This window comes from Amycolatopsis pithecellobii (genome assembly GCF_009707865.1).
Taxonomy (GTDB): Bacteria; Actinomycetota; Actinomycetes; order Mycobacteriales; family Pseudonocardiaceae; genus Amycolatopsis_E; species Amycolatopsis_E pithecellobii.
The window spans coordinates 14,850-36,521 of record NZ_WMBA01000050.1 but is presented as its reverse complement, the minus strand read 5'-3'; the positions used below and the strand labels follow the sequence as shown (position 1 = coordinate 36,521).

Genomic DNA, 21,672 nt, shown 5'->3' with positions numbered 1-21,672 from the left:
CGGCGCCCTAGCCCGATCGCCGGTGGCCGGAGACTTGGGTTTTCGGTAGGCGGCCGGCGCGGGAATGGCCGAGCATCTCACCGGAGCGCACTTCGACGTCGAATTCGAGGTTCAGCCGTAACGGTTTCCGGACGCTCTGCCGCCACGTTACCCGGGGCCCTTCGACGCGCACGGCGGTGACGGGCGTTTCTTCCCCCGCACCCGTAGCGGTTCCGACGACCTCGTTTCCATTGTGCGTAAACACATAAACGGCACTGAGTGAACCTATCGGGGTCTTCATGGTGACATCCCAGATCCCGATGAGTTCCTTGATCGCATTGTCCGCCGGGCCGGTCATTTCACACCTCCACAGGGGTGCGTCCGGCGGCGTGCCACACGGTCCCGCGGCGCTCGTATTCGAAAAGCTGCTCGACCGACCGCGCTATCTGGGAGCCGAATTCCCGTTCCAGTAAATACAAGCCGAGATCGAGCCCGGAAGTGACACCACCTGAGGTGATCAGATCGCCGTCGTCGACCACACGTGCGTCGATGGCCGTCGCTCCGGTGGCATCCAGCAGATCCATGCCCAGCCGATGGGTCACCGCGTTACGGCCGTCGAGCAAGCCCGCCATCGCGAGCGCCAGCCCGCCGCCGCAGACGCAGGTCACCGTGACCCGCGGATTCGCCAGCATTTCCGAAAGTACCGGCATACTCGGGCTCGCCGCGAACCGGGCCAGCAGCACCGGGATCGTCTCCACGCCGTCATCGGGATCACCGGCGACCGGCCCCGATGCGCCGGGCACGACGACATATCCGGGTAGTCCGGGATCCAGCATTCCGGACGCGTCGAGCAGCAGACCGCGAGTGCCCGACCGCACCGGGCCGGGGCCATCAGCCGACACGAGCCGGACATCGAGCTCCCCGCCCAGTGCGTCGCTGCCGGCGGCGAGCACTTCGAACGGACCGATGACGTCCAACGGGTCGAACCCGTCGAACAACAAGATCTGTGCGTACGTCGTCATGCCGCTTATCGTTTCGGCCCCGATACGCCACGCGCCATCGGCCAGACAGCCATGTTCCGCCTCGATCTGGCCACCGGCATCGCAGCTAAAGTGGCCAGGTGCACACCGTGGTCGTTCTTGCCGTCCCTGATGCGATCGTCTTCGATCTAGCCACACCGATCGAGGTTTTCGGGCGCGCCCGGCTGCCCGGCGGGCAGCCCGCGTACCGGGTGCTGGTGGCCGGGAGCGAACCGGAGGTCGCCGCCGGGCCGGTTCGGCTCGGTGTGGACGACGGCCTTGAAACGGTGGATCGGGCGGACACGATCGTCGTTCCCGGCCGGACGAATCCCGAGCTGGAAACACCCGCGGAATTCGTGTCCGCGCTCCGGAAAGCCTTCGCCAACGGCACGCGAGTCGCCTCCATCTGCGTGGGCACGTTCACCCTCGCGGAGGCCGGCCTGCTCGACGGGCTCCGCGCGACCACGCACTGGCGGGCGGCGTCCCTGTTGCGCCGCAAGTACCCCACGGTCGAGGTGGACCCCGATGTGCTCTACATCGACAACGGCCAGGTCCTCACCTCCGCCGGCGCCACAGCCGGGATCGACCTGTGTCTGTATCTGATCCGGCGCGATTACGGCGCCGCGGTGGCCGCTGACGCGGCGAGGCTCGCGGTCGCCCCGCTGCACCGGAGCGGCGGTCAAGCCCAGTTCCGCATGCCGAGCCTGTCCGACGGGACGGCGACGAGTCTCGAACACGTTTTCGCCTGGCTGGAAGAGAACGCGCATCGCGAGCTGACGTTGGCCGATATCGCCGCTGCCGCACACGTGAGCGTGCGAACCCTGAGTCGCCGGTTCCAGCAGGAAGCCGGGTGCACGCCCCTCGAATGGCTCATCGGCGTGCGAGTACGACACGCTCAGGAGCTGCTGGAAAGCACCGACCACCCGGTCGAGCGCATCGCGGCACAGGTCGGTTTCCCGAGTTCGAGCAACTTCCGCGCCCGGTTCCGCGCGTATACGACGGTGAGCCCCAGCGCCTACCGGGCCACGTTCCGCAGCACCAGCCGATAGCCGGTCCTCATTCCGGGACGCCGCCACGAAGTGCGGCTTCGACGGCGGCCCCGGTGTCCCGGGTGAACGGTCCCTCCGCCGCGACACCAAGCCGCGTCGCGAGTTCCCGGCCGTGCAGGTCCACCGCGCCGCTCACCAGATCCGCCAGATTCACCGCGCTGTCCCGCGCCCGGAACCGCGCCGTCACGGCAAGCACGACCGCGACCGGCACCGCGGGCCACCACACCGCCCCGGCCACCAGATAAAGAACCGCCCACGCGGACAGCCGTGCGGAAGCGGCCTGCGCGTCACGGGCCGCGGTGATTTCGGCTCGGCACTGGTCCGGCACCACCAGCCACAGCAGCGGCCAGATCTGCCCGAGCTGCATCGCATAGCAGTGCCGGATCCGTTGCTCCACACCGAAAACCCCGTCCCCGATCCAGGACGGCCCGTGCGGGCGGATGCGGCCGATCCGGTCGCGACGGGCTTGTGCGCGAAGAGCTTTCCGGCGCGCGGCGGGCCCGGCTTTCAGTGACCGGTGCAGCCGTGCGTCCGCGGCATCCCACCGTCGCCGGCGCCAGGCGATGCGCAGCCGTCCCACCACCCCGGTGCCCTCGGCGTACCAGAGCCGCTCGATTCCGCGGCCCAGCGCGGAAACCGTGAGCCCGGCGAACGTCGCGGCAGCCAGGATTCCCGCCGCTGTCAGTAAAATCGCGCCCGGACTGGACGACGCGGGGCTGGCCGCCACCCGGTCCATGGTCTCGCGCAGCAGGCCGATTTCGAATGGCCTGTGGTGGCGCAGAATGACGGCCGCCGCGACCACGGCCAGGTACAGCGCGCCGGGCAAGACCAGCAGGCTCAACCATTTCTCGGCCAGCTTCCCGCCGAGCGCGGACAGGAAAGCGTTCATGCGCCGAGGCTCCGGCGGCCCAGGACACGCCCGGTGATCGCGCACCGCGGCGGCCCGCCGGTCTCGATGGCGGGGATCGTGACGATCCGGGCGCACGGGCGCTCGGCCGGGCAGCCCCAGAACGCGAGTGAGTGGCCGGCCGGCAGCGGCCGGTAGCCGCGGCCGGGCTGGGTGACCATGCCCATCCCGGCCCTGGCCAGCAGGTCATCGAGGGTGTCCAGGTCGGACACGATGTCCGGCTCCGCACCGCCTTCGCGGATGGCGGTCAGCACGCGGCGAAGCACGTCACCCGCGCCCGCACTGCCGGCGAGCTGCTCGAACCCGGCGTCATCCAGCATGGTGCACAGACGTTCGACCCGGTCGCTCGCCGACGTCATCAGGCCCCACTTCCTTTCCCAAAAGCCATGACTACCCGTGGGTCGGCCACTACCCTACGCAAGACAGCCGATCGGAGGGGGCCGAATGCGGGAACGCGCGAAACTGCTCAGGCGTGTCAAGGCCAGGGTCAGCAAGTTCGAGCGGACCGGCGATCCATCGCACATTCTCGACCGGGAAGCCACGGCCGAGGCGGCGGAACTGCTCGCACAGCTCGGAAATGCCACCGACATCGCGGTCATCAGCGTCGCGGCCTCGTTCTACGAGGCGCGTTTTCAGGTCCGTCCCCGCAGCGACGAAGGTGCCGCCGACGGTTCCACGGCGGTGACCCTGTATGCGCAGCTCTACCCGACGCATCCGGAACTCGTACCCGAGCTGTACCGCGACTTCCTTGAGAAGAACTGGGCACGGATCGAGCGTTCGGCCGGGACAGCCAATGACGATCTCATGCGGGATGCCCGTGCGGCACAACAACTTTTCACTCGTGACCCCGCTTCACGCACCCGGGCCGATCTCGAAGAAGCGCTTGCGCTGCAACGTCGCGCGCTGCGCCTGCTCCCGGCTGTCCACCCCGGATACGCCGCCACGCTGTCCGAAAAGGCTGTCGTACTCGTGATGCTGTGCGACGAAAGCGCCGATCCGCGCCCCCTGCTGGAAGAAGCCGAGGCAAGTCATCGCGAAGCGCTCGCCGCGGCCCCTCCGGGACACGCGAGCCGGGCCACGATCCTGTGCAACTTCGGGCTGTTCCTCAAAAAATGGTATATCCAGACCAATTTGGCCGAGGTTCCGGCGGAGGCGGTGCGGGTGGGGCGCGAGCTGGTGGATCTGGTCGAGCCGGACCAGCCTGACGCACTGACCATGCTCTACGGACTCGGAGACGCATTGCGCGAACTGTTCGAGCTGAGCGGTGAAGCGGACTTGCTCGAGGTTTCCCTCGCGCTGCTGACCAAGAGCGTCGACGCCTATCCCCCGTTCAGTCCCGGCCTGTCTTCGATCTTTTTCGCGATTTCCCGTGCCCAGTTCGCGCTTTACCAGGTCAACGGGGATCAGCAGCTGCTCAGCGACGCCGCGAGCGCGGCCGTCGGCGCCGCGACGATCGCGCCGCACGAGCAGCCCGATCCCGCGGCGTTCGCCCACCACGCGATGACCGTGCAACGCGAGCTTTACCGCGTGCGGAACGACACGGACGCACTCGCCGACGCCGTGCGGCACGGCCAAACCGCGCTTCGGCTGACCCCGAAGACCGATCCGAATCACGCGGTCTACCAAGACAATCTGCTGCATGTATTGATGGATCAGTACTCCGTGACCAAGGAAGTGTCCCTGCTGCAACGCGCGGCCGCCGCCGGGCGCGACGGGGTCGCCGCCGCCGCGCCCGATCACCCGGCGCGCGGGCTGCTGCTGCACGACCTGTCCTATGTGCTGTATGTGCTTTATCAGGCTGAGCCGAGCATGGGTGTATTGCGCGAAGCGATCCGCACCGCACGCGAGGCCATCGCGGCCGGCCCGGCGGACGCGCCGGATCGCGCCGGGAATCTGGTCACGCTCGGCGCCATGCTGCGCATTCTGTTCACCCGCACCGGTGAGGTCGCCGCCGTGCACGAAGCCATCGAAGTGACCAGCCGCGCGCTGGACGCCCTCCCGGCCGGCACGCCGAAACGGGCGCAGTATCTCGGCAATCTCGCGATGATCCGGTTCGCCCTGTTCGAGCAGCAGCCCGATACTGTGCCGTCCGTTACCAATCCGACGACAGCCGTACTGGCACAGGCGATCGCGGAAGCGCGCGAGGCGCTCGCGGGCAGCACGGGCGCGGAACTCACCCGCAACCGGTCCAATCTCTCGGTGCTGCTCGCCGCGGCCGGGACGGATGAAGCGCTGTCCGAAGCGCTGGCACTCGCCCGGGAGGCGACCGTCGCGCTACCGCAGGGCGCTGAGGACACGGGCGTGATGTTCGCGCAACTCGGGCGGTGCCTGCGCCTTTCCGTTGAGCGGTCCGGAAATCTCGCATTGGTCGGCGAGGCGCGGAAGGCGTTCACCACCGCGGAGCGCGCCTCCCGTGCCGCACAGCTGCGGATCTGGGCCAAGCGCCAGATCGCGTGGGCCGACCTGACCGAGGACGACCCCGGCGCGGCGATGCGGGCCTACGGCGACGCGATCGACCTGCTGACCGAAGTGTCCGCGCCGCGCTTCTGGCGGCAGGACCGGCAAGCCGGGCTGGCCGGGTTGAGCGGGCTCGCCGCCGAAGCGGCCACAGCGGCGATCAGGGCCGGAGATCCCGCGCAGGCCGTGGATTTGCTCGAACGCGCGCGCGGCACCTTGCTCGCCGAAGCGATGGGCTGGCGCGGTGACCAAGCCGAATTGGCTGCCCGCGCACCGGAATTGGCCGAGGAGTACGCGAAACTGCGCGACTCGCTGGAACTGGCCGAGGAGTTCAACCACACACCACCGGTCATCCTCGAGGTCCCGGGCCTGGACGCGCCGGTGTGGAAACCGGAGGGCATCGAATTCGACCGGGACGGTTCACCGGAGCAGCTCGCCGCGTGGATCACCGCCTGGCGCCGGGAACTCGAGCGCTGGCGGGACGATCTGCTCGGCCGGATCCGCGCGGTCGATGGCCTGGCCGACTTCCAGCGCGCCCCGTCGACCGGCGAGCCGCCCGCCGGCCCGGTCGTGATGATTGCCGTCAGCGAGTACGGGGCGCACGCGCTGATCGTCACCGACGAGCCGCCGCGCGTCGTTCCCTTACCAGGCCTCACACCGGAAAAAGTGCGGGAGCAGGTCGACCGCCTGCTGCGGGTGACGGGCGATGCGCCGGGCCGGTCCGCCGCGGAGCGGATGCGGGCGCAGCGTGACCTGAGTGACCTCGTGGGCTGGCTGTGGGACGTCGTCGCCGAGCCGGTGCTGGACGAGCTGGGCTTCACCGGCCCCGCCGACCGCGACGGCCCACGGGTGTGGTGGTGTCCCGCCGGTGAGCTCGCCCTGCTGCCGATCCACGCGGCCGGTCACCACGATCGCGAAGCCGACGGGGCACCGCCGACCGTGCTCGACCGGGTCGTGTCCTCGTACACGCCGACGCTGCGCGCGTTGCGGCACGCGCGTGCCGTCGAGCCGCCCGAGGACACGGCGGCCGGCGCGCTCATCGTCGCGATGCCGCAAACCCCTGGTGCCGCACCGCTTCCCGGTGTCCTCGCGGAGGCGGCGCGGATCGAGGCGCTCGTGCCGGGGTCGCGGATGCTGACGGGGCCGGCGGCGACGACCGCCGCGGTCAGCGAAGGCCTCCGGTCGCACTGGATCGCGCACCTGGCGTGCCACGGGATCAACGATCGCAGCAATCCTGACGCCAGCCGGTTGCTGTTGCACGACCACGAGGAGAACCCGTTCACCGTGCACCGCGCGGGTACCACGCGCCCCGGTTCGGCCGGTCTCGCGTACTTGTCGGCGTGCAGTACGACGCAGAGCAGTCCGTGGCTCGCCGATGAAGCCCTGCACATCACGTCGGCTTTCCAGCTCGCCGGGTACCCGCACGTCATCGGCACACTCTGGCCCGTCGGCGACGCCGTGGCCACCCGCGTCGCCGGAGAGGTCTATACCACCTTGACCGAGGGTGGCACGCCCCAGCCGGACCGCTCCCCCTACGCGCTGCACGAAGCGATCCGGCGGCTCCGCGACGACTACGTGGCCAGTCCTTCCTTGTGGGCAGCGCATATCCACGCCGGGCTCTGACGATTTCCTTGCCAGGTCCCGGATCGGCGGCTTACCCCACCGGATTGTCCAGCCGCCCCACCCGGTCCACGTCGATGATCACCTCGTCACCGCGCCGGAGGCTGATCTCGTCGCCGGGAACGGCGGAGGTGCCGGTCGCGAGGATGACCCCGCGCGGATACACGTCGCCGCGGTAGAGATAGGCGGCCAGGTCGGCGAGCTTGCGGTGCAGCCGTGCGGTGCTGGTCTCCCCCGACCACAACGGCGCGCCGCCACGGTTGATGCGCACAAAAATGCCGAGTACATATGGGTTCGCGATTTCGCTCGCCGGTACGATCCACGGCCCGACCGCGCACGCGCCGCGAAAGATCTTGGCCTGCGGGAGGTACAGCGGGTTCTCACCCTCGATACTGCGCGAGCTGACGTCGTTGACGATCGTGTAGCCGACGATAGCGCCTTCGGCGTTGCACACGATGCCCAGCTCCGGTTCGGGCACATCCCACGTCGAGTCGTCACGCACGCCGATCCGGCCGCCCGGCCCGGCGACCCGCCAGCCGATGCTCTTGAAGAACAGCTCGGGCCGTGGCGCCTGGTAAACCCGCGCGTACACGTCCGCGTCGATGCTCTCGTGCATCCGCGCCTCGCGGGACACTTCGTAGGTGACGCCCGCGGCCCACACCTCGGTGTCGTCGTCGACGGGCGCGAGGAGTTGCGGGGCCAAAGTTTGGGTCAGCGGCACCGAGGCAAGCCGGTCGGCGAACTCGGCGGCGGGCAACGCGAGGAGTGACCCGAGCGTGGTGCCCGAGGGGAGCCGGCCGAGCATGATGACCGCGCCGCTGTCCCCGAGTACGCACCAGCCGCCGGGGGTTTTCGCCAGCCGGAGGGCCATCGCCGCCTCCTTGATCAGCGCCGGAAAAGCCGCCGCCACAGCGATTTCCGGTCCGCCGGTTCAGGATCCGGCGACGGTTCGGGCGGCGGCAACGGCGATGGCAGCGACGAAGCCGGCATCTTCGGAGGCGCCAGGCGACGCCGCGGCGGTGGGGTCAAGTCGTGCACGAACTGCCCGCCGGCGGGCTGCTGCGACACCGGCTCATGGAACGCCTGCGGCGGTGGCATGGAGTCGTGCACGAACTGGCCACCGCCGGGGTGCAACGGAACATGGACCGAACCACCGTCCAATCCGGACGATAGACTCAGGCGAGGTTCAGGTGGCGGAGTTGGGGCAGACGGCGGCTCGGTGGATTCGCCGGGATCGGGCTGCTCAGTCAACGGACTCCCCCTCCGCAGGTTACGACCCTTTAGGCTACCCGCACACGCAACGTGACGGGGGAGTGATGATCGTGCCGACGACGCTGGTCGGGCTGCTGGTGTTCCTGGTGCTGCTGGTCCCCGGGTTCGCCTACACGCTGCGCCGCGAGCGCGTCGCGTCGAGCCGGGACGTGTCGGTGTTCCGGGAGACGATCGAGCTGGCGTTCGTCAGCGTCGCCGCCGATGCCGTGGTCCTCGGCCTGTTCGCCTTGCTGCGCACCATCGTCCCGTCCTGGACCCCCGACATCCGGCAACTCCTGCGCGAACCGGGGCGCTACGGCATCGATCATCTCGGCTCGGTGACCGCGTGGGCCGCCGGCCTGCTCGCCGCCGCGTCCGGGCTGGCCCTGCTGGCCGCGAGTCCCCGGTTCCGCCGCCGCGAGCACGAGGCCTACACCTCCGGCTGGACACTGTTGTTCGGTGAACATCCCGGCGCCCGCATCTATGTCGGGTGCCTGCTCGACGACGGCAGCTACGTGACCGGGCGCCTGCGCACCTACAGCCGCGCCTCGGAAGACGACCAGGACCGCGACCTCACCCTCACCGGCCCGATCTCCTACCGTGCGCCCGGCGAGACGAAATCCGAGGTCCTGCCCGACGTCGGCGCCGCCGCGATCAGCGCCCGGCGCCTTACTTTGCTCACGGTGACGTACGAATCGCCGTCCTGAGCCGGCTTGGCTCACCCAGTTGATGAAGCACAAAGGATCAGGGACATGCCGAGGACATTCATCGGGTTCCGGGGCGTCGGTTTCTGGGCGCCCGACGCCCACACCGAGACGTGGATGTACTTGGTGTGCGCCGAAATCGACCGAACGGCCGAGCCGCCGGGCTGGCTGCTGGAGGTCCGGGAGTGGTGGTTCGTCCTCGCCACGGTTCGTATCAACGGCGTCATGGACCCAAGCTACGACACACATCTCGGTGAGGACGAGGCGCGGATCGGGCTGGTGCAGGAGATCCATGAGCACGTGCTGCGCCGCTTCGAGTCATTCGGCGAGAAGATGCCACGGCTGAGCGTGCCCGAGGGCGTCTGGGCCTTCGACGGCTCCGTCGACACCGATTTGTTCGCCGAGACCTTCGCGTCTTTCACCGGTGTGTTGCGTGGCGAGGGCGAGGAACTGGAGCCAGATGTAGTCGCGTCCAACGGGAGTGTTGCGAGAAAGGTCCGGCATTTGTTCCGTCGCCCCCGTTACTGATCGGGCCGAAGCGCCCACACCAGAGAGTCTTCGCCTCACGCAGCGCAGGTCCATCGACGCGATCTGTCTGTTACGGCGACGTACAAAGACCGGCCGACTCGAAGCCGTTGGCTACGCGCCGCTCGAGTACAAAGTGGACACCTCCACATCGGACAGTGCGCGGTCATACAGATGCACCTGATCGATCGCACCGTTGACGTAATCGACCGGGCCACCGGCGTACTGGCCGCGTCCGATTACCGTGTGGCCGGTCGCCTGATCGCCGAGGCACGCGTTCGTGGTGCCGGTCAGACGTCCGTCCACATAGAGCTTCAACGTGCCCGCGGCCGCGTCGCGGACACCGACCAGGTGGTACCAGCGGTTCGCCTCCGGCGTGTCCGGAGCCAGCGCGCGGATCCCGGCGAAACTGAACGCCAGCCTGTGCTCCACACCCGAGTACTGCAGGTAGAACGCGCTGTGGTCACCACCGTCCTGGCTCACCACCGTCTGGAACCCGTCGCCCAGCGACGTGAACTTCACCCAGGCGGCGACGCTGTAGCTGCCCTCGGTGTTCAGCAGCGCGGCGCCGGTGTCGGCGTACTGCCCGGAACCGCCCAGCGCCAAGGCGGAACCGCGCCTGCCCTCGGTCCAGGACGCGCCACCCACGAGTGTCGCGTCGTGGTCCCCGGCGACGTCCTCGGTGCTCCCGTCGAACGGATAGGCCGCGATACCGTCGATCCCCGGCGTACCAGGCGAAACAGGCGGACCCGGCGCAGGATCGCCGGTCACCCCGTTGATCACCGCCAGGTTCGCGGCACGCGCTGCGGCGAAGTCCATCTTGCGCACCTGGCGGTCATAGGTGAGGAAGCCGTTGACTTCCTTCTCCACATCGGTGGTCTGCGTGTAGACACCCGCGGACACCCCGCACTGCTGCGCCACCAGCCGCAACCGTTGCTGCAGCTCGCCGTAGCGGCGGGTCAGCGTCGCGCTGTCGGGCTCCATCTCGTAGGCGAAACTGCCGTCAGGGTCGAACTGATGACCGTCCACTTTGTACCCGAGCCCGCCGTACTCACCATCGACGGCGGCACGCGCGCCGGTCTGCACCGGGGAACCGGGACCGGTATAGGTGTGATCGTCGTAGATGTCGCCACGGCCACTGTCCGGTTCGGACCGGCAACAGTTCACGCCGGACTCCGCGTTCACCAGCCGGGTCGGGTCCCAGGTCTTGACCTGATCGGCGATCCGGCCGACGTCGTAGTCACCCCAGCCTTCATTGAACGGCACCCACATCACGATCGACGGGAAACTCCGGTGCTGATCGATCATCCGGTGCAGCTCGGATTCGAAGACGGCACGCGCGGCGGGCGAGGGTTCGATGTCGTCCTTCATCGCGGGCATGTCCTGCCACACCAGCAGTCCGAGCTTGTCCGCGTAGTAGTACCAGCGGTCGGGCTCGACCTTGATGTGCTTGCGCACCATGTTGAAGCCCAGCGCTTTTTCCTGTTCCAGATCGAATTTCAGCGCTGCGTCGGTGGGTGCGGTATAGCTGCCGTCGGGCCAGAAACCCTGGTCCAGCGGGCCCAGCTGCATCACGAACTTCCCGTTGAGCAACATCCGCTGCTTGCCGTCCGCGGTCTTGCCGACGCTGATCGAGCGCATGCCGAAGTACGAACCGGCTTCGTCCCCAGTGGACAGTCGCACCCGCAGGTCGTACAGGAACGGATCGTCGGGCGACCACAAGTGCGCGCCGGGAATGGCGAGCCGGACAGGCTGGTTGGCGTTGCCGTTCGCCCGCGCGACCACTTTGCCGTGGTCGTACGCGACGACTTCGGCCCGTTGCCGCACCGGCCCGCCGACGATCGCGTTCACCGACACGGAACCGTCCGCGACGTCCGGCGTCACGTCAAGGCGGTCGATATGCGCCGGTGCCACGGGTTCCAGCCACACCGTCTGCCAGATTCCCGAGCTGGGCGTGTAGAAGATGCCGTCACCCGGCGAGCGCTGCTTGCCCAGTGGCTGACCGCCCTGGTCGTTCGGATCGCTGACGCCGACGACGATTTCCTGCTCCTGTGCCGTGGTGAGCGCATCGGTGACGTCGACGGAAAACGAGTCGTAACCGCCGGTGTGATGAGCCACGGTCTTGCCGTTGACCAGCACCGTCGCGTCGTAGTCCACCGCCTGGAAATGCAGCAGCAGCCGCTGCCCGCGCCCGATCTGCCAGTCCCGCGGGACGCTGAACGTGCGCCGGTACCACATCTGCGTCTCGTGGCGCATGATGCCGGACAGCGCGGACTCCACGGGGTACGGCACGAGGATGCGTTCGGCGAGATCGCGTCCGACCGGCGGCGCCTCGCCGGGCCCCGCCGCGGCGAACTCCCAGACCCCGTTGAGGTTCTGCCAGCGATCACGGGTCAGCTGCGGACGAGGGTACTCGGGCAGCGCGTTGCCGGGGGAAACCTGACCGGTCCACGGCGTGCTCAGCGGCGGCGTGAGGCGCTGCCACTGCGGCGCGGGAGCGGCCGAAGCCGCGGGCACCGCAAACCCCAGCAACGCCACGGCGAACGCGGCCGCCGTCACCATCCAGCGAGGACGGAACATTGGTCGAGACCTCCTCGGGCAGCATCGTCGACCGCCTGAATGTTTCTTACCGCGCCGGGGCATTGGTGTAAACCGCCGAAAGTACGGCGAGTCTAGGTGTCCAAAGAGGACAATCGCAAGGCGGGGCGGTCCCGCGGCTTCGGCGGGACCAGTGCATCCTTCGCCGCCGCGGTCACGGCCCGCGCGGTGGCCGAGAGCGCGGGCGAGTGCAGTTTCCACTGCTGCCAGTACAACGGCACATCCATCGTGCGCCCTGGCTCCAGCAACACCAGCGCCCCGGACGCCAGCCGCGGACCGGCCTGCGCCGCGGGGACCAATCCCCAGCCCAGCCCGGCGATCACCGCGTCGACGTACCCTTCGGACGCGGGCACGTAATGCCGGGCCGGGCCCGCGCCTGGCCGCCGCAGCGTCCGTGCGAACTTGTCCTGCAATTCGTCGTGCCGGTCGAACACCACCACCGGCACGTCGCCGATCACCCGCCGGAACGGACGGTCCAGCCACCGCGCCACGAAATCCGGGCTCGCCACCGGCAGGTACCGCATGCGCCCGAGCGCGCTGACCGAACAGCCTTGCACCGCCTCGGCTGACGACGTCACGGCGGCCATCACCACGCCCTCGCGCAACAGCCTCGTGGTGCGTTCCTCGTCCTCGCGGTGCAACTCGAAACAGATTCCCTCCGGCACCCGTGTCAGCGCCGGCAAGAACCAGGTCGCCAGCGAGTCGGCGTTCACCGCGATGGGCACCGTGGCCGGTTCGCCTGCCACGCCCAGTTCCGCCCGCGCGTCCCGTTCCAGCTGCACCAGCTGGCGCGCGAGCCGCAGCACAACTTCACCCGATTCCGTGGGCCGCACCGGTTTCGTGCGCAACAGCAGCACCCGGCCGGTCCCCTGCTCCAGTGCCTTGACCCGCTGGCTCACCGCCGACGGCGTCACGTGCAGCGCCGCCGCGGCCGCGTCGAATGTGCCCTCGTCCACGACGGCGAGCAGCGTGCGCATCTGGTCCAGCGGAAAGAAGGACGTCACAACAGCTAATGTTACGTAAGAATCATGAGCTGGACTGATGGTATGCCCCGCCCTAACGTCGGTGCCGTGCTCACCATCGCCACCGGGTTCGGGGCCGGGATGTCGCTGCTGGTCGTCATCGGCGCGCAGAACGCTTTCGTGCTGCGCCAAGGCATTCGCCGCGAGTCGGTGCCGCTCGTGGTCGCCATCTGCGCGGCTTCGGACGCGGTGCTGATCTCGCTCGGCGTGGCGGGCGCCGGTGCCGTCGTGCGTGCGCAGCCTGCGGCGCTGAAGGTCGTGGGAATCGTCGGCGGGCTTTTCCTGGTCTGTTACGGGATCCTGGCCGCACGCCGGCTGTTCCGGCCTGCCGCCATGACGGTCGAAGGCGCCGCCGCGGGTTCCCGGCGCCGGGCGGTGCTCACCTGCCTGACGATGACGTGGCTCAATCCGCACGTGTATCTGGACACTGTGCTGTTACTGGGTTCCATCGCCGCCACCCACGGCACGCTGCGGTGGGAGTTCGCCTTCGGCGCGGTGGTGGCCAGCCTGTGCTGGTTCACCGCACTCGGGTTCGGCGCGCGCCTGCTTTCCGGGATTTTCGCGCGCCCGTCCTCCTGGCGCGTCCTTGACGGGCTCGTCGCCGCGACCATGCTCGCGATCGGCGTAACCCTGCTCGCCGGCGCCTGAACCCACCACCTTGCCTGCAACGGCACAATGGCCTGGTGAGCAATCTCGAACAGGCGCCGGCCGAACTGTTCTGCCAGGACCGGCCGGGCACCGGGGTCACCGTGCTGACCGCGCGGGACGTTCCGCTCGGTGGTCCGCGCGCCATCAGGGTGCGCCGCACTTTGCCGCAGCGGGAACGGTCCTTGATCGGCGCGTGGTGCTTCGCCGACCACTACGGGCCGGCGAGCACCGCGATGGATGTGGCGCCGCATCCGCACACCGGGCTGCAGACGGCGAGCTGGTTGTTCAGCGGCGAGGTCGAACACCGGGACAGCCTCGGCACGCACGCGATGGTCCGGCCCGGCGAGCTGAACCTGATGACCAGCGGGCACGGTATCGCGCATTCCGAGGTCTCGACCCCGGAAACCACGGTGCTGCACGGAGTTCAGCTGTGGATCGCGCTGCCGGACGAGCACCGGCACACCGCCCGCGACTTCCACCACTACGCCCCGCCGCGGATCACCTTGCCGGGCGTGTCGGCGCGGGTCTTCCTCGGCAGCTTCCTCGGGGAAACCTCGCCGGTGCCGGCGTTCACTCCGCTGCTGGGCGCCGAGCTGGTGCTCGAGCCGGGTTCGCGGCTGGTGCCGGCGGTCGATCGCGAGTTCGAACACGGCATCCTGCAGGACACCGGGTCACTCACCGTCGCCGGCACCGCGCTCACCACCGGGGACATGGCCTACGTCGCGCCCGGCGCCGACCGGCTCGAACTGGCGAACACCGGGGCTGAGCCGGCGAGGGTGCTCCTACTCGGCGGCACGCCGTTCCCCGAGGAGATCGTGATGTGGTGGAACTTCGTGGGCCGCAGCCACGACGAGATCGCTGAATTCCGGGCCGCATGGCAGGCTGAGGACGGCCAGTTCGGCCGGGTCGAGGGCTATCCCGGCAACCGCCTTCCCGCGCCCGAGCTTCCCCGCACCCGCCTCGCCCCACGCCGCAACCACCCCGAAGGGCAGCGATGACCGACGTAAGCAGGAACGACGAGAAGCACCGGTACGAGATCAGCGTGGACGGCGAGCTGGCGGGTTTCGCCCAGTACGCCGACCGCGGCGACCAGCGGATCCTCTACCACACCGAAATCGCCGAGGCCTTCGGCGGGCGCGGGCTGAGCAAGGTGCTGGTCACCGGGGCGCTCGCGGACGTGCGCGCCGGAGGCAAGCGCGCCGTGCCGGTGTGCCCGCTGGTCGCGTCGTTCCTGCGCAAGCACCCGGACCAGGCCGATGTCGCCGACGAGGTCACCCCGGAGACCGTCCAGTGGCTGGACAAGGCGCTCGAGCGGTGAGCGCGGCCGCCTGGTCGAGTCACGGAGCGTGGCCTTTGTAGGGTGCGGGTGTGAAGTCGCTGGCACCGACCCTGGCCGGGATGAGCGCGGAGAAAGCCGCCCGCCTGCGGGGCCTTGTCGTGCGGCAGCTGATCGAGTCGACGCGCGCGGCGGATCGGCATTTCACCCTGCTGCACCTGTTCCTGCTGCCACCGGCCGGCGAACAGACCCGGTTCCGGCTGTACGAGGTGGTCGAGCCGGTGGACGTCAACGCCCCGATCCGGCAGGTCGTCGAGGACGTGCGGGAGGAACTGACCGCGGCCGGGGACCCGCGCCTGGTCGCCGACGCGGACGACCGCTGGCAGCGCGTCGACCCCGGGCTGCGCGCCTTCTACGTCGGCACCGGCGCCCGGTTCATCACCCCGCACAGTGACACCGCCGGCACCACCATCATGCGGCTGGCGGACGCGACGGCCGTGGTGCTCAGCCTCGACGCGCAGGGCCGCCCTGCCTCGCTGCAGACCTCCAAACCGGTCGTCGTCGACGAGACGGTGTACCCGGCGATCCGGGAAATCGAGGCGACCGGCGAACCGCCGTTCGTGTTGATCGACATGTTCGCCCAGCTGCTGCAAGTGCCGGGCGAAGGCACCGAGCCGTTCCGCCCGTTCGGCTGAGAAACCAGCGCACGGCGCGATGACCAGCGAGAATGGTGACGCGTGCCGGGACCGGCCGCTTCGGGGGGCACCGCGTTCGGCCCCGGCGCGCCCGGTTTCGCGTGTGGGTGGCGAGGTGTGTGTCACTTCCGCGCCGGCGCCCGGTGCGGCAGCCTGGGCAAGGCTGATGCACGTGCGCAAGGAGGAATGACGTGGCGGGACCACTGGCGGGACTGCGGGTCGTGGAGCTGGCCGGGCTGGGGCCCTGCCCGCATGCGGCGATGGTGCTGGGTGACCTGGGTGCGGACGTGATCCGCATCGAGCGGCCCCAGGCCGGTTTCGACCCCGTCGGGCCGTCCGACCACGTGCTGCGCAACCGGCGTTCGGTCGCGGCGGACCTGAAATCCGACGACGGCCGGGCTCTCGTGCTGGGGCTGATCGAGAAGGCCGACGTGCTGCTGGAAGGGTTCCGGCCCGGCGTCACCGAGCGGCTCGGGCTCGGGCCACAGGAGTGCCTCGCGGTGAATCCCCGTCTCGTCTACGGGCGGATGACCGGCTGGGGGCAGGACGGCCCGCTCGCCCAGCGCGCCGGGCATGACATCAACTACATCTCCCTCACCGGTGCACTGCACGCGATCGGCCGCGCCGGGGAACGCCCGGTGCCACCACTCAACCTCGTCGGCGACTTCGGTGGCGGGTCGATGTTCCTGGTCACGGGGGTGCTGGCCGCGTTGTGGGAGCGCGCTCGTTCTGGCCAGGGCCAGGTCGTGGACGCCGCGATGGTGGACGGCGCGAGCGTGCTGTCGCAGATGACGTGGTCGTTCCGCGGGTCCGGTGGCTGGAGCGACGAACGCGGCACGAACCTGCTCGATGGCGGCGCGCCCTACTACGACACCTACACCTGTGCCGACGGCCGGTACATCGCGGTCGGCTGCCTCGAACCGCAGTTCTACGCGGCGTTCCTGCACGGTCTCGGGCTCGACGGCGAGGACCTGCCCGCGCAGTACGACCGTGCCGGCTGGCCGGCCCTGCGTGCCCGCTTCACCGCCGTGATCGTCGGCAAGACCCGCGACGAGTGGGCCGCGATCTTCGAGGGAACCGACGCGTGTGTCACGCCCGTCCTGACGTTCGAGGAGGCCACCGTGCACCCTCACCTGTCCGCCCGTGACACCCTTGTCACCCTCGACGGCGTGACGCAGGCCGCGCCCGCGCCACGGTTTTCCCGTACCCCCACGGCAAAACCCACGCCACCACCGCTTCCGGGCGCCGACACGGAAAACGTCCACGACACCTGGTGACGCACATCCGGGTGCGCCGGTGCCCGCGCCCCAGCAGAATCGGAGACATCCTTATCAGCTGAGGAAAGCGGAGGGCCGATGCCCAAGATCACCATCGCCGAGCAGTTCGTGCAGGTGCTCGTCCAAGCGGGTGTTTCCCGTATCTACGGGGTGGTCGGGGACAGTCTCAATCCCATCGTGGACGCGATCCGGCGGACCGAGGGCATCGACTGGGTGCATGTCCGCAACGAGGAGGCCGGCGCGTTCGCGGCCGCGGCCGAAGCCCAGCTGACCGGGCGCCTCGCGGTGTGCGCGGGCAGCTGCGGGCCCGGCAACACGCATCTGGTGCAGGGTCTCTACGACGCGAACCGGTCCGGGGCGCCGGTGCTGGCGCTGGCCTCGCACATCCCGGCCGCCCAGGTCGGCACGTCGTTCTTCCAGGAGACGCATCCAGAGCGGTTGTTCGTCGACTGCAGTGGTTTCTGCGAGCAGATCACGCAGCCAGGGCAGATGCCGCGCGTGCTGCGCATCGCGATCCAGCATGCGCTCACCCGCGGCGAGGTGTCCGTGCTGGTGCTGCCCGGCGACGTCGCGCATCTGGAGACGGAGCTGCCGACCGGAGCCGGCTCGTTCGTCACCGACAGCCCGACGCTCGTCCCATCACCGTCCTCTGTGGACCGTCTCGCGGCCGCGCTGAACAACGCGGAGAAGGTCACGTTGTTCTGCGGCGCGGGCGTCAAGAACGCGCACAAGGAAGTCATGGAGCTGGCGGGAAAGCTGCACTCGCCGATCGGGCATTCCCTGCGTGGCAAGGAATGGATCCAGTTCGACAATCCCTATGACGTCGGGATGAGTGGCCTGCTCGGTTACGGCGCCTGCTACCGCGCGATGCACGAGGCCGACGTTTTGTTGTTGGTGGGCACCGATTTTCCGTACGACGGCTTCCTGCCCCAGGCGCACACGATCCAGATCGACCATGACGCGACCCACCTCGGCCGCCGCACGCCGCTGGATCTGGCCGTGCACGGTGACGTCGGCGAGACCCTGCGGGCGGTGCTGCCGAAACTGGAGCAGAAGCGCGACCGTACCTTTCTGGACGAGATGCTCCGCGATCACGCTCGCACACTGGAAAACGTGGTCGACGCCTACACCCGCAACGTCGAAAAGCAGGTCCCGATCCACCCCGAGTACGTCGCCGACGTGCTCGACGACCTCGCCGCGGACGACGCGGTGTTCACTGTGGACACGGGAATGTCCAATGTGTGGGCCGCGCGCTACCTCACCCCGAACGGCCGTCGCCGGGTGATCGGCTCGTTCCTGCACGGCAGCATGGCGAACGCGTTGCCACACGCGATCGGCGCGCAGCTGGCCGAGCCCGGCCGCCAGGTCATCTCGATGTCCGGCGACGGCGGGCTCGGCATGCTGATGGGCGAGCTGCTCACCGTGAAACTGCACCGGCTGCCGGTGAAGATCGTGGTGTTCAACAACTCCTCGCTGGGCATGGTCAAGCTGGAGATGCTCGTCGACGGTTTGCCCGACTACGAGACCGACCACGATTCGGTCGACTACGCGGCAATCGCGCGCGGCGCCGGACTGCACGCCATCCGGGTCACCGATCCGGCGAAGGTGCGCGACGCGCTCAGCGAGGCGCTCGCCTATCCGGGCCCGGCGCTCGTCGACCTGGTGACCGATCCGAACGCACTGTCGATTCCCCCGCACATCACCGGCGGTCAGGTCAAGGGTTTCATGCTCGCGGCGAGCAAGGTCGTGCTCAGCGGCGGGGTGGGGAAGATGATCGACCTGGCGCGCTCGAACCTGCGCAATATCCCGCGCCCCTGAGCCCGGCGTCAGCCGGTGGGACCGAAACGTTCCGTCTTCACGCGGCGCGGGTCGTGGCCGAGCGCGAGCAACATGTCCGCCACCGCCTCGACAAAACCCGTTGGCCCGCAAACGAAACACGCCGGCTCGAACGAGGCGGGCCAGCCACCGCTGTTGACATCCGCCACCCCGATCCTGGCGGGCGCGCGGGAAAAACCGTCCGGCGCCGACCGAGTGTACACATAGGACACTTCGACGCCGGACAGTGCGGCGTCACGCAGTTCGCCCGCGTAGTACCGTTCCTCCGGCGACCGCACCGAATACACCAGGCGAAACGGGGTCCGCGCACCCTCGGCCCGCCGGGTGCGGATCATCGCCATCAGCGGCACGATCCCCGAACCGCCCGCGACGAGCAGCACCGGCGCCGGGTCCGTGGGCCGCCACACGAACCAGCCGCCGATCGGGCCGCGCACCTCCACCGGGTCGCCAACGGTGAAAACCTCGGTGAGATAAGGGGAAACCTCACCGTCGCCGACGCGTTGCACAGTCAGCTCGATCCGCTCACCACCGGACGCGGAAGCAAGCGAATACGAGCGCTGCGCGGTGTACCCATCCTCCGCGGTGAGCCGGACATCGGCATGCTGCCCGGCCAGGTGCCCCGGCCAGCCCGGCACGTCGAGCACGAGCGTACGCGCGCTCGACGTTTCCTCCCTCACCCCGGCCAGCCGCGCCACCCGCCAGTTCAGTCGCCCTGATAGCGCTGTTCGCGCCATGGGTCCCCGTAGTTGTGGTAGCCGCCGGCCTCCCAGAAGCCGGGCTCGTCGGTCAGGGTCAGCTCCAGATCGTGCACCCATTTGGCCGACTTCCAGAAGTACAGGTGCGGCACGAGCAAGCGCGCGGGCCCGCCGTGCTCAGGCTCCAGCGGATCACCGTCGGACTCGTAGGCGATCCACGCGCGGCCGTCGAGCAGGTCCTCCAACGGCAGGTTCGTCGTGTAACCGTCGTAGGAATGGGCGAGCACGTAGTCCGCCGCGCTGTCGACCTCCGCCAGCAACGTGTCGAGCGAAACACCACGCCAGTGCGTGCCGAGCTTGGACCACTTGGTGACACAGTGGATGTCGACCGCCGGGGTTTCGCTGGGCAGCGCCAGGAATTCCGGCCACGACCACTCGTGCACCTCCCCGGTCTCGGTGGTGATCGTGAATTCCCACGTCTCGGTGGCCACGCGCGGTGTCGGTCCTGCGGAAAGGACCGGGAAGTCCTTGGTCAGGTACTGCCCCGGCGGCAGCACGACACCCTCGTCGCGGCGACGCCCGTGAAAGCCCGGTGACACGATTCCCATGTCGACAGTGTGCCCCTACCGGACCCCGTCGACACGACGTGGCACATCCCATGGGTTGGCTTCCCGCAACGGCGGCGGCAGCAGCGCGTCCGGGAAACCCTGCCACGCCACCGGACGCAGGAACCGTTCGATCGCCGCGGTGCCGACCGAGGTGGTGGTGGGCGTGGTCGTCGCCGGGTACGGGCCGCCGTGCTGCTGCGCCCAGGTCACCGTGACACCGGTGGGCCAGTCGTTCCACAGCAGACGCCCGGCGAGCCGGGTCAACGACGGCAGGAGCTCGCGCACGTCCTCGGTTTCGGAATCCTCGGCGTGCACCGCGGCGGTGAGCCCGGGTTCCAGCCCGGCGAGCACCTCCAGCAGCTCGTCCTGACCGGCGTAGGTGACCACAATGGACGCCGGGCCGAAACATTCCGAGCGCAGCACCTCGTCCGCTTTCAGGAAATCCGCCGCCCGCACGGAAAGCAGCGTCGGCTCGAACGGACCACCGGAGGCCAGCACGGTCACCGCGGGCTGTTCGCGTAGCCGCGCCACGCCGGCTTGGAACCCTTCCGCGATGCGGTCGTTGAGCATCGGCCGCGCGCCGACCGCCCGCGCGGCTTCGGCGAGCGGGGTTTCCAGACCGTGCCCTTCGGGCAGGAACAGCAGCCCGGGTTTGGTGCAGAACTGCCCCGCGCCCAGGGTGAAGGAGCCGACGTAGCCCTCGGCGATCCGCGCGCCGCGCGCCCGGACCGCGCCCGGGGTCACGATGACCGGGTTGACACTGCCCAGCTCGCCGTAAAAGGGGATCGGCACCGGCCGGGAGACGGCGATGTCGAACAGCGCCCGCCCGCCGGCGACCGAGCCGGTGAACGATGCCGCCGAGATCCGTGGGTCCTTGAGCGCGGTGACTCCCGTTTCGACCCCGAAGATCACGTCGAAAATCCCCGGCGGGGCGCCCGCGCCGGTCAGCGCGTCCCGCACGATTTCGCCGGTGCGGGCGGAAAGCCGGGGGTGGCCGGGGTGGGCCTTGAGCACGACGGGGCAGCCGGCCGCGAGCGCGGAGGCGGTGTCACCACCGGCGACGCTGAACGCGAAGGGAAAGTTGCTTGCGGCGAACACCAGCACCGGCCCGATGGGCACGACCGTGCGGCGGATGTCCGGGCGTGGCCCCATCGGCCACCCGGGGTCGGCGTGGTCGACGGTCGCGCCGAGGAACGCGCCGTCGCGCAGCACTTCGCCGAAGAGGCGGAGCTGGAAGGTGGTGCGCGCGAGCTCCCCCGCGAGCCGCGGCTCGGCGGGCAGCTGCGTCTCCGCCGCGGCGAGGGGCAACAACTCCCCGGCAGCAGCGTCGAGCGCGTCGGCGACGGCCGCCAACCACGCCGCCCGCTCCCCCGGAGCCGCCTCCGCAGCCCGCGGCGCCGCCTGCGCCGCCGCGGCGAGCACGGGTTCCAGTTCGGTTGTATCCATGCGATCCCTCCTACCAGGCGGCGACCGTCGCTCTCCGCACTTGAGCCGCCCCTGTCGACG

General features: G+C 69.4%; 21 protein-coding genes. 10 read left to right on the top strand and 11 right to left on the bottom strand.

Annotated features, from left to right (window positions below; translation table 11 throughout):
- Positions 1–7: 7 nt before the first annotated feature.
- Together GKO32_RS26810 and GKO32_RS26805 are read right to left on the bottom strand one after the other, a co-directional pair.
- Positions 8–337, bottom strand: a complete 330-nt coding sequence (locus tag GKO32_RS26810) for a hypothetical protein (RefSeq protein ID WP_154759678.1) — start codon at positions 335–337, stop codon at positions 8–10.
- A 1-nt stretch (position 338) separates the two neighbouring features.
- Positions 339–1,001 carry a DJ-1/PfpI family protein gene (locus GKO32_RS26805; protein ID WP_154759677.1) on the bottom strand — a complete coding sequence of 221 codons (663 nt, stop codon included), beginning with the start codon at positions 999–1,001 and terminating at the stop codon, positions 339–341.
- 98 nt (positions 1,002–1,099) lie between these two features.
- Here GKO32_RS26805 and GKO32_RS26800 point away from each other — a divergent pair, with 98 nt between their 5' ends.
- On the top strand, positions 1,100–2,047 hold the full coding sequence (locus tag GKO32_RS26800; protein ID WP_312868592.1) for a GlxA family transcriptional regulator: 948 nt from the start codon (positions 1,100–1,102) through the stop codon (positions 2,045–2,047).
- A gap of 7 nt (positions 2,048–2,054) precedes the next feature.
- Here the strand turns inward: GKO32_RS26800 and GKO32_RS26795 are convergent, their stop codons facing one another.
- Together GKO32_RS26795 and GKO32_RS26790 are read right to left on the bottom strand one after the other, a co-directional pair.
- Positions 2,055–2,936, bottom strand: a complete 882-nt coding sequence (locus tag GKO32_RS26795) for a hypothetical protein (RefSeq protein ID WP_154759676.1) — start codon at positions 2,934–2,936, stop codon at positions 2,055–2,057.
- The gene (locus GKO32_RS26790; protein WP_154759675.1) at positions 2,933–3,313 is read right to left on the bottom strand and encodes a hypothetical protein; all 381 of its coding nucleotides are present in this window, start codon (positions 3,311–3,313) and stop codon (positions 2,933–2,935) included. Before GKO32_RS26790 ends, GKO32_RS26795 begins: the two co-directional genes overlap by 4 nt.
- Before the next feature lie 85 nt (positions 3,314–3,398).
- Between GKO32_RS26790 and GKO32_RS26785 the strand changes: the two genes are divergently transcribed.
- Positions 3,399–7,034, top strand: a complete 3,636-nt coding sequence (locus GKO32_RS26785) for a CHAT domain-containing protein (RefSeq protein WP_154759674.1) — start codon at positions 3,399–3,401, stop codon at positions 7,032–7,034.
- A gap of 31 nt (positions 7,035–7,065) precedes the next feature.
- Here GKO32_RS26785 and GKO32_RS26780 read toward each other — a convergent pair whose 3' ends face one another.
- A complete protein-coding gene (locus GKO32_RS26780) occupies positions 7,066–7,902 on the bottom strand; it encodes a fumarylacetoacetate hydrolase family protein (RefSeq protein WP_154759673.1) in 837 nt (278 codons plus the stop codon).
- 14 nt (positions 7,903–7,916) lie between these two features.
- Entirely contained in the window at positions 7,917–8,141 is a 225-nt protein-coding gene (locus GKO32_RS26775) for a hypothetical protein (RefSeq protein ID WP_154759672.1), read from the bottom strand.
- Positions 8,142–8,353: 212 nt separating this feature from the next.
- Between GKO32_RS26775 and GKO32_RS26770 the strand changes: the two genes are divergently transcribed.
- Positions 8,354–8,989: a DUF6338 family protein gene (locus GKO32_RS26770; RefSeq protein ID WP_154759671.1), complete on the top strand. Its 636-nt coding sequence runs from the start codon at positions 8,354–8,356 to the stop codon at positions 8,987–8,989.
- Positions 8,990–9,034: 45 nt separating this feature from the next.
- Positions 9,035–9,514 carry a hypothetical protein gene (locus tag GKO32_RS26765; protein ID WP_154759670.1) on the top strand — a complete coding sequence of 160 codons (480 nt, stop codon included), beginning with the start codon at positions 9,035–9,037 and terminating at the stop codon, positions 9,512–9,514.
- 111 nt (positions 9,515–9,625) lie between these two features.
- Here the strand turns inward: GKO32_RS26765 and GKO32_RS26760 are convergent, their stop codons facing one another.
- Both GKO32_RS26760 and GKO32_RS26755 read right to left on the bottom strand, forming a co-directional pair.
- Positions 9,626–12,091 carry a LamG-like jellyroll fold domain-containing protein gene (locus tag GKO32_RS26760; protein ID WP_154759669.1) on the bottom strand — a complete coding sequence of 822 codons (2,466 nt, stop codon included), beginning with the start codon at positions 12,089–12,091 and terminating at the stop codon, positions 9,626–9,628.
- A gap of 92 nt (positions 12,092–12,183) precedes the next feature.
- Positions 12,184–13,113, bottom strand: coding sequence for a LysR family transcriptional regulator ArgP (locus GKO32_RS26755; RefSeq protein WP_312868591.1), 930 nt, complete (start codon positions 13,111–13,113; stop codon positions 12,184–12,186).
- A gap of 24 nt (positions 13,114–13,137) precedes the next feature.
- Between GKO32_RS26755 and GKO32_RS26750 the strand changes: the two genes are divergently transcribed.
- The 6 genes from GKO32_RS26750 (at position 13,138) to GKO32_RS26725 (ending at position 18,845) form a co-directional block, all read left to right on the top strand.
- Positions 13,138–13,779 (top strand): LysE/ArgO family amino acid transporter, encoded by a 642-nt coding sequence (locus tag GKO32_RS26750; RefSeq protein ID WP_246244741.1) that lies wholly within the window; start codon positions 13,138–13,140, stop codon positions 13,777–13,779.
- A gap of 35 nt (positions 13,780–13,814) precedes the next feature.
- Entirely contained in the window at positions 13,815–14,777 is a 963-nt protein-coding gene (locus tag GKO32_RS26745; RefSeq protein WP_312868590.1) for a pirin family protein, read from the top strand.
- The gene (locus GKO32_RS26740; RefSeq protein WP_246244739.1) at positions 14,774–15,097 is read left to right on the top strand and encodes a GNAT family N-acetyltransferase; all 324 of its coding nucleotides are present in this window, start codon (positions 14,774–14,776) and stop codon (positions 15,095–15,097) included. The genes GKO32_RS26745 and GKO32_RS26740 overlap by 4 nt, the downstream gene beginning before the upstream one ends.
- A 50-nt stretch (positions 15,098–15,147) precedes the next feature.
- Complete coding sequence (locus GKO32_RS26735; RefSeq protein ID WP_154759667.1) at positions 15,148–15,750, top strand: hypothetical protein; 603 nt, start codon at positions 15,148–15,150, stop codon at positions 15,748–15,750.
- Between the two features lie 191 nt (positions 15,751–15,941).
- Entirely contained in the window at positions 15,942–17,027 is a 1,086-nt protein-coding gene (locus GKO32_RS26730) for a CaiB/BaiF CoA transferase family protein (RefSeq protein WP_312868588.1), read from the top strand.
- Between the two features lie 78 nt (positions 17,028–17,105).
- Positions 17,106–18,845 (top strand): pyruvate dehydrogenase, encoded by a 1,740-nt coding sequence (locus GKO32_RS26725; protein WP_154759666.1) that lies wholly within the window; start codon positions 17,106–17,108, stop codon positions 18,843–18,845.
- An 8-nt stretch (positions 18,846–18,853) separates the two neighbouring features.
- Here the strand turns inward: GKO32_RS26725 and GKO32_RS26720 are convergent, their stop codons facing one another.
- Genes GKO32_RS26720 through GKO32_RS26710 form a run of 3 tightly spaced genes read right to left on the bottom strand, consistent with a single transcriptional unit; the run spans position 18,854 to position 21,612 of the window.
- Positions 18,854–19,597: a ferredoxin reductase gene (locus GKO32_RS26720; protein WP_154759665.1), complete on the bottom strand. Its 744-nt coding sequence runs from the start codon at positions 19,595–19,597 to the stop codon at positions 18,854–18,856.
- Positions 19,567–20,166 carry a sulfite oxidase-like oxidoreductase gene (locus tag GKO32_RS26715; protein ID WP_154759664.1) on the bottom strand — a complete coding sequence of 200 codons (600 nt, stop codon included), beginning with the start codon at positions 20,164–20,166 and terminating at the stop codon, positions 19,567–19,569. The genes GKO32_RS26720 and GKO32_RS26715 overlap by 31 nt, the downstream gene beginning before the upstream one ends.
- Before the next feature lie 15 nt (positions 20,167–20,181).
- On the bottom strand, positions 20,182–21,612 hold the full coding sequence (locus tag GKO32_RS26710) for an aldehyde dehydrogenase (NADP(+)) (RefSeq protein WP_154759663.1): 1,431 nt from the start codon (positions 21,610–21,612) through the stop codon (positions 20,182–20,184).
- Positions 21,613–21,672: the final 60 nt, after the last annotated feature.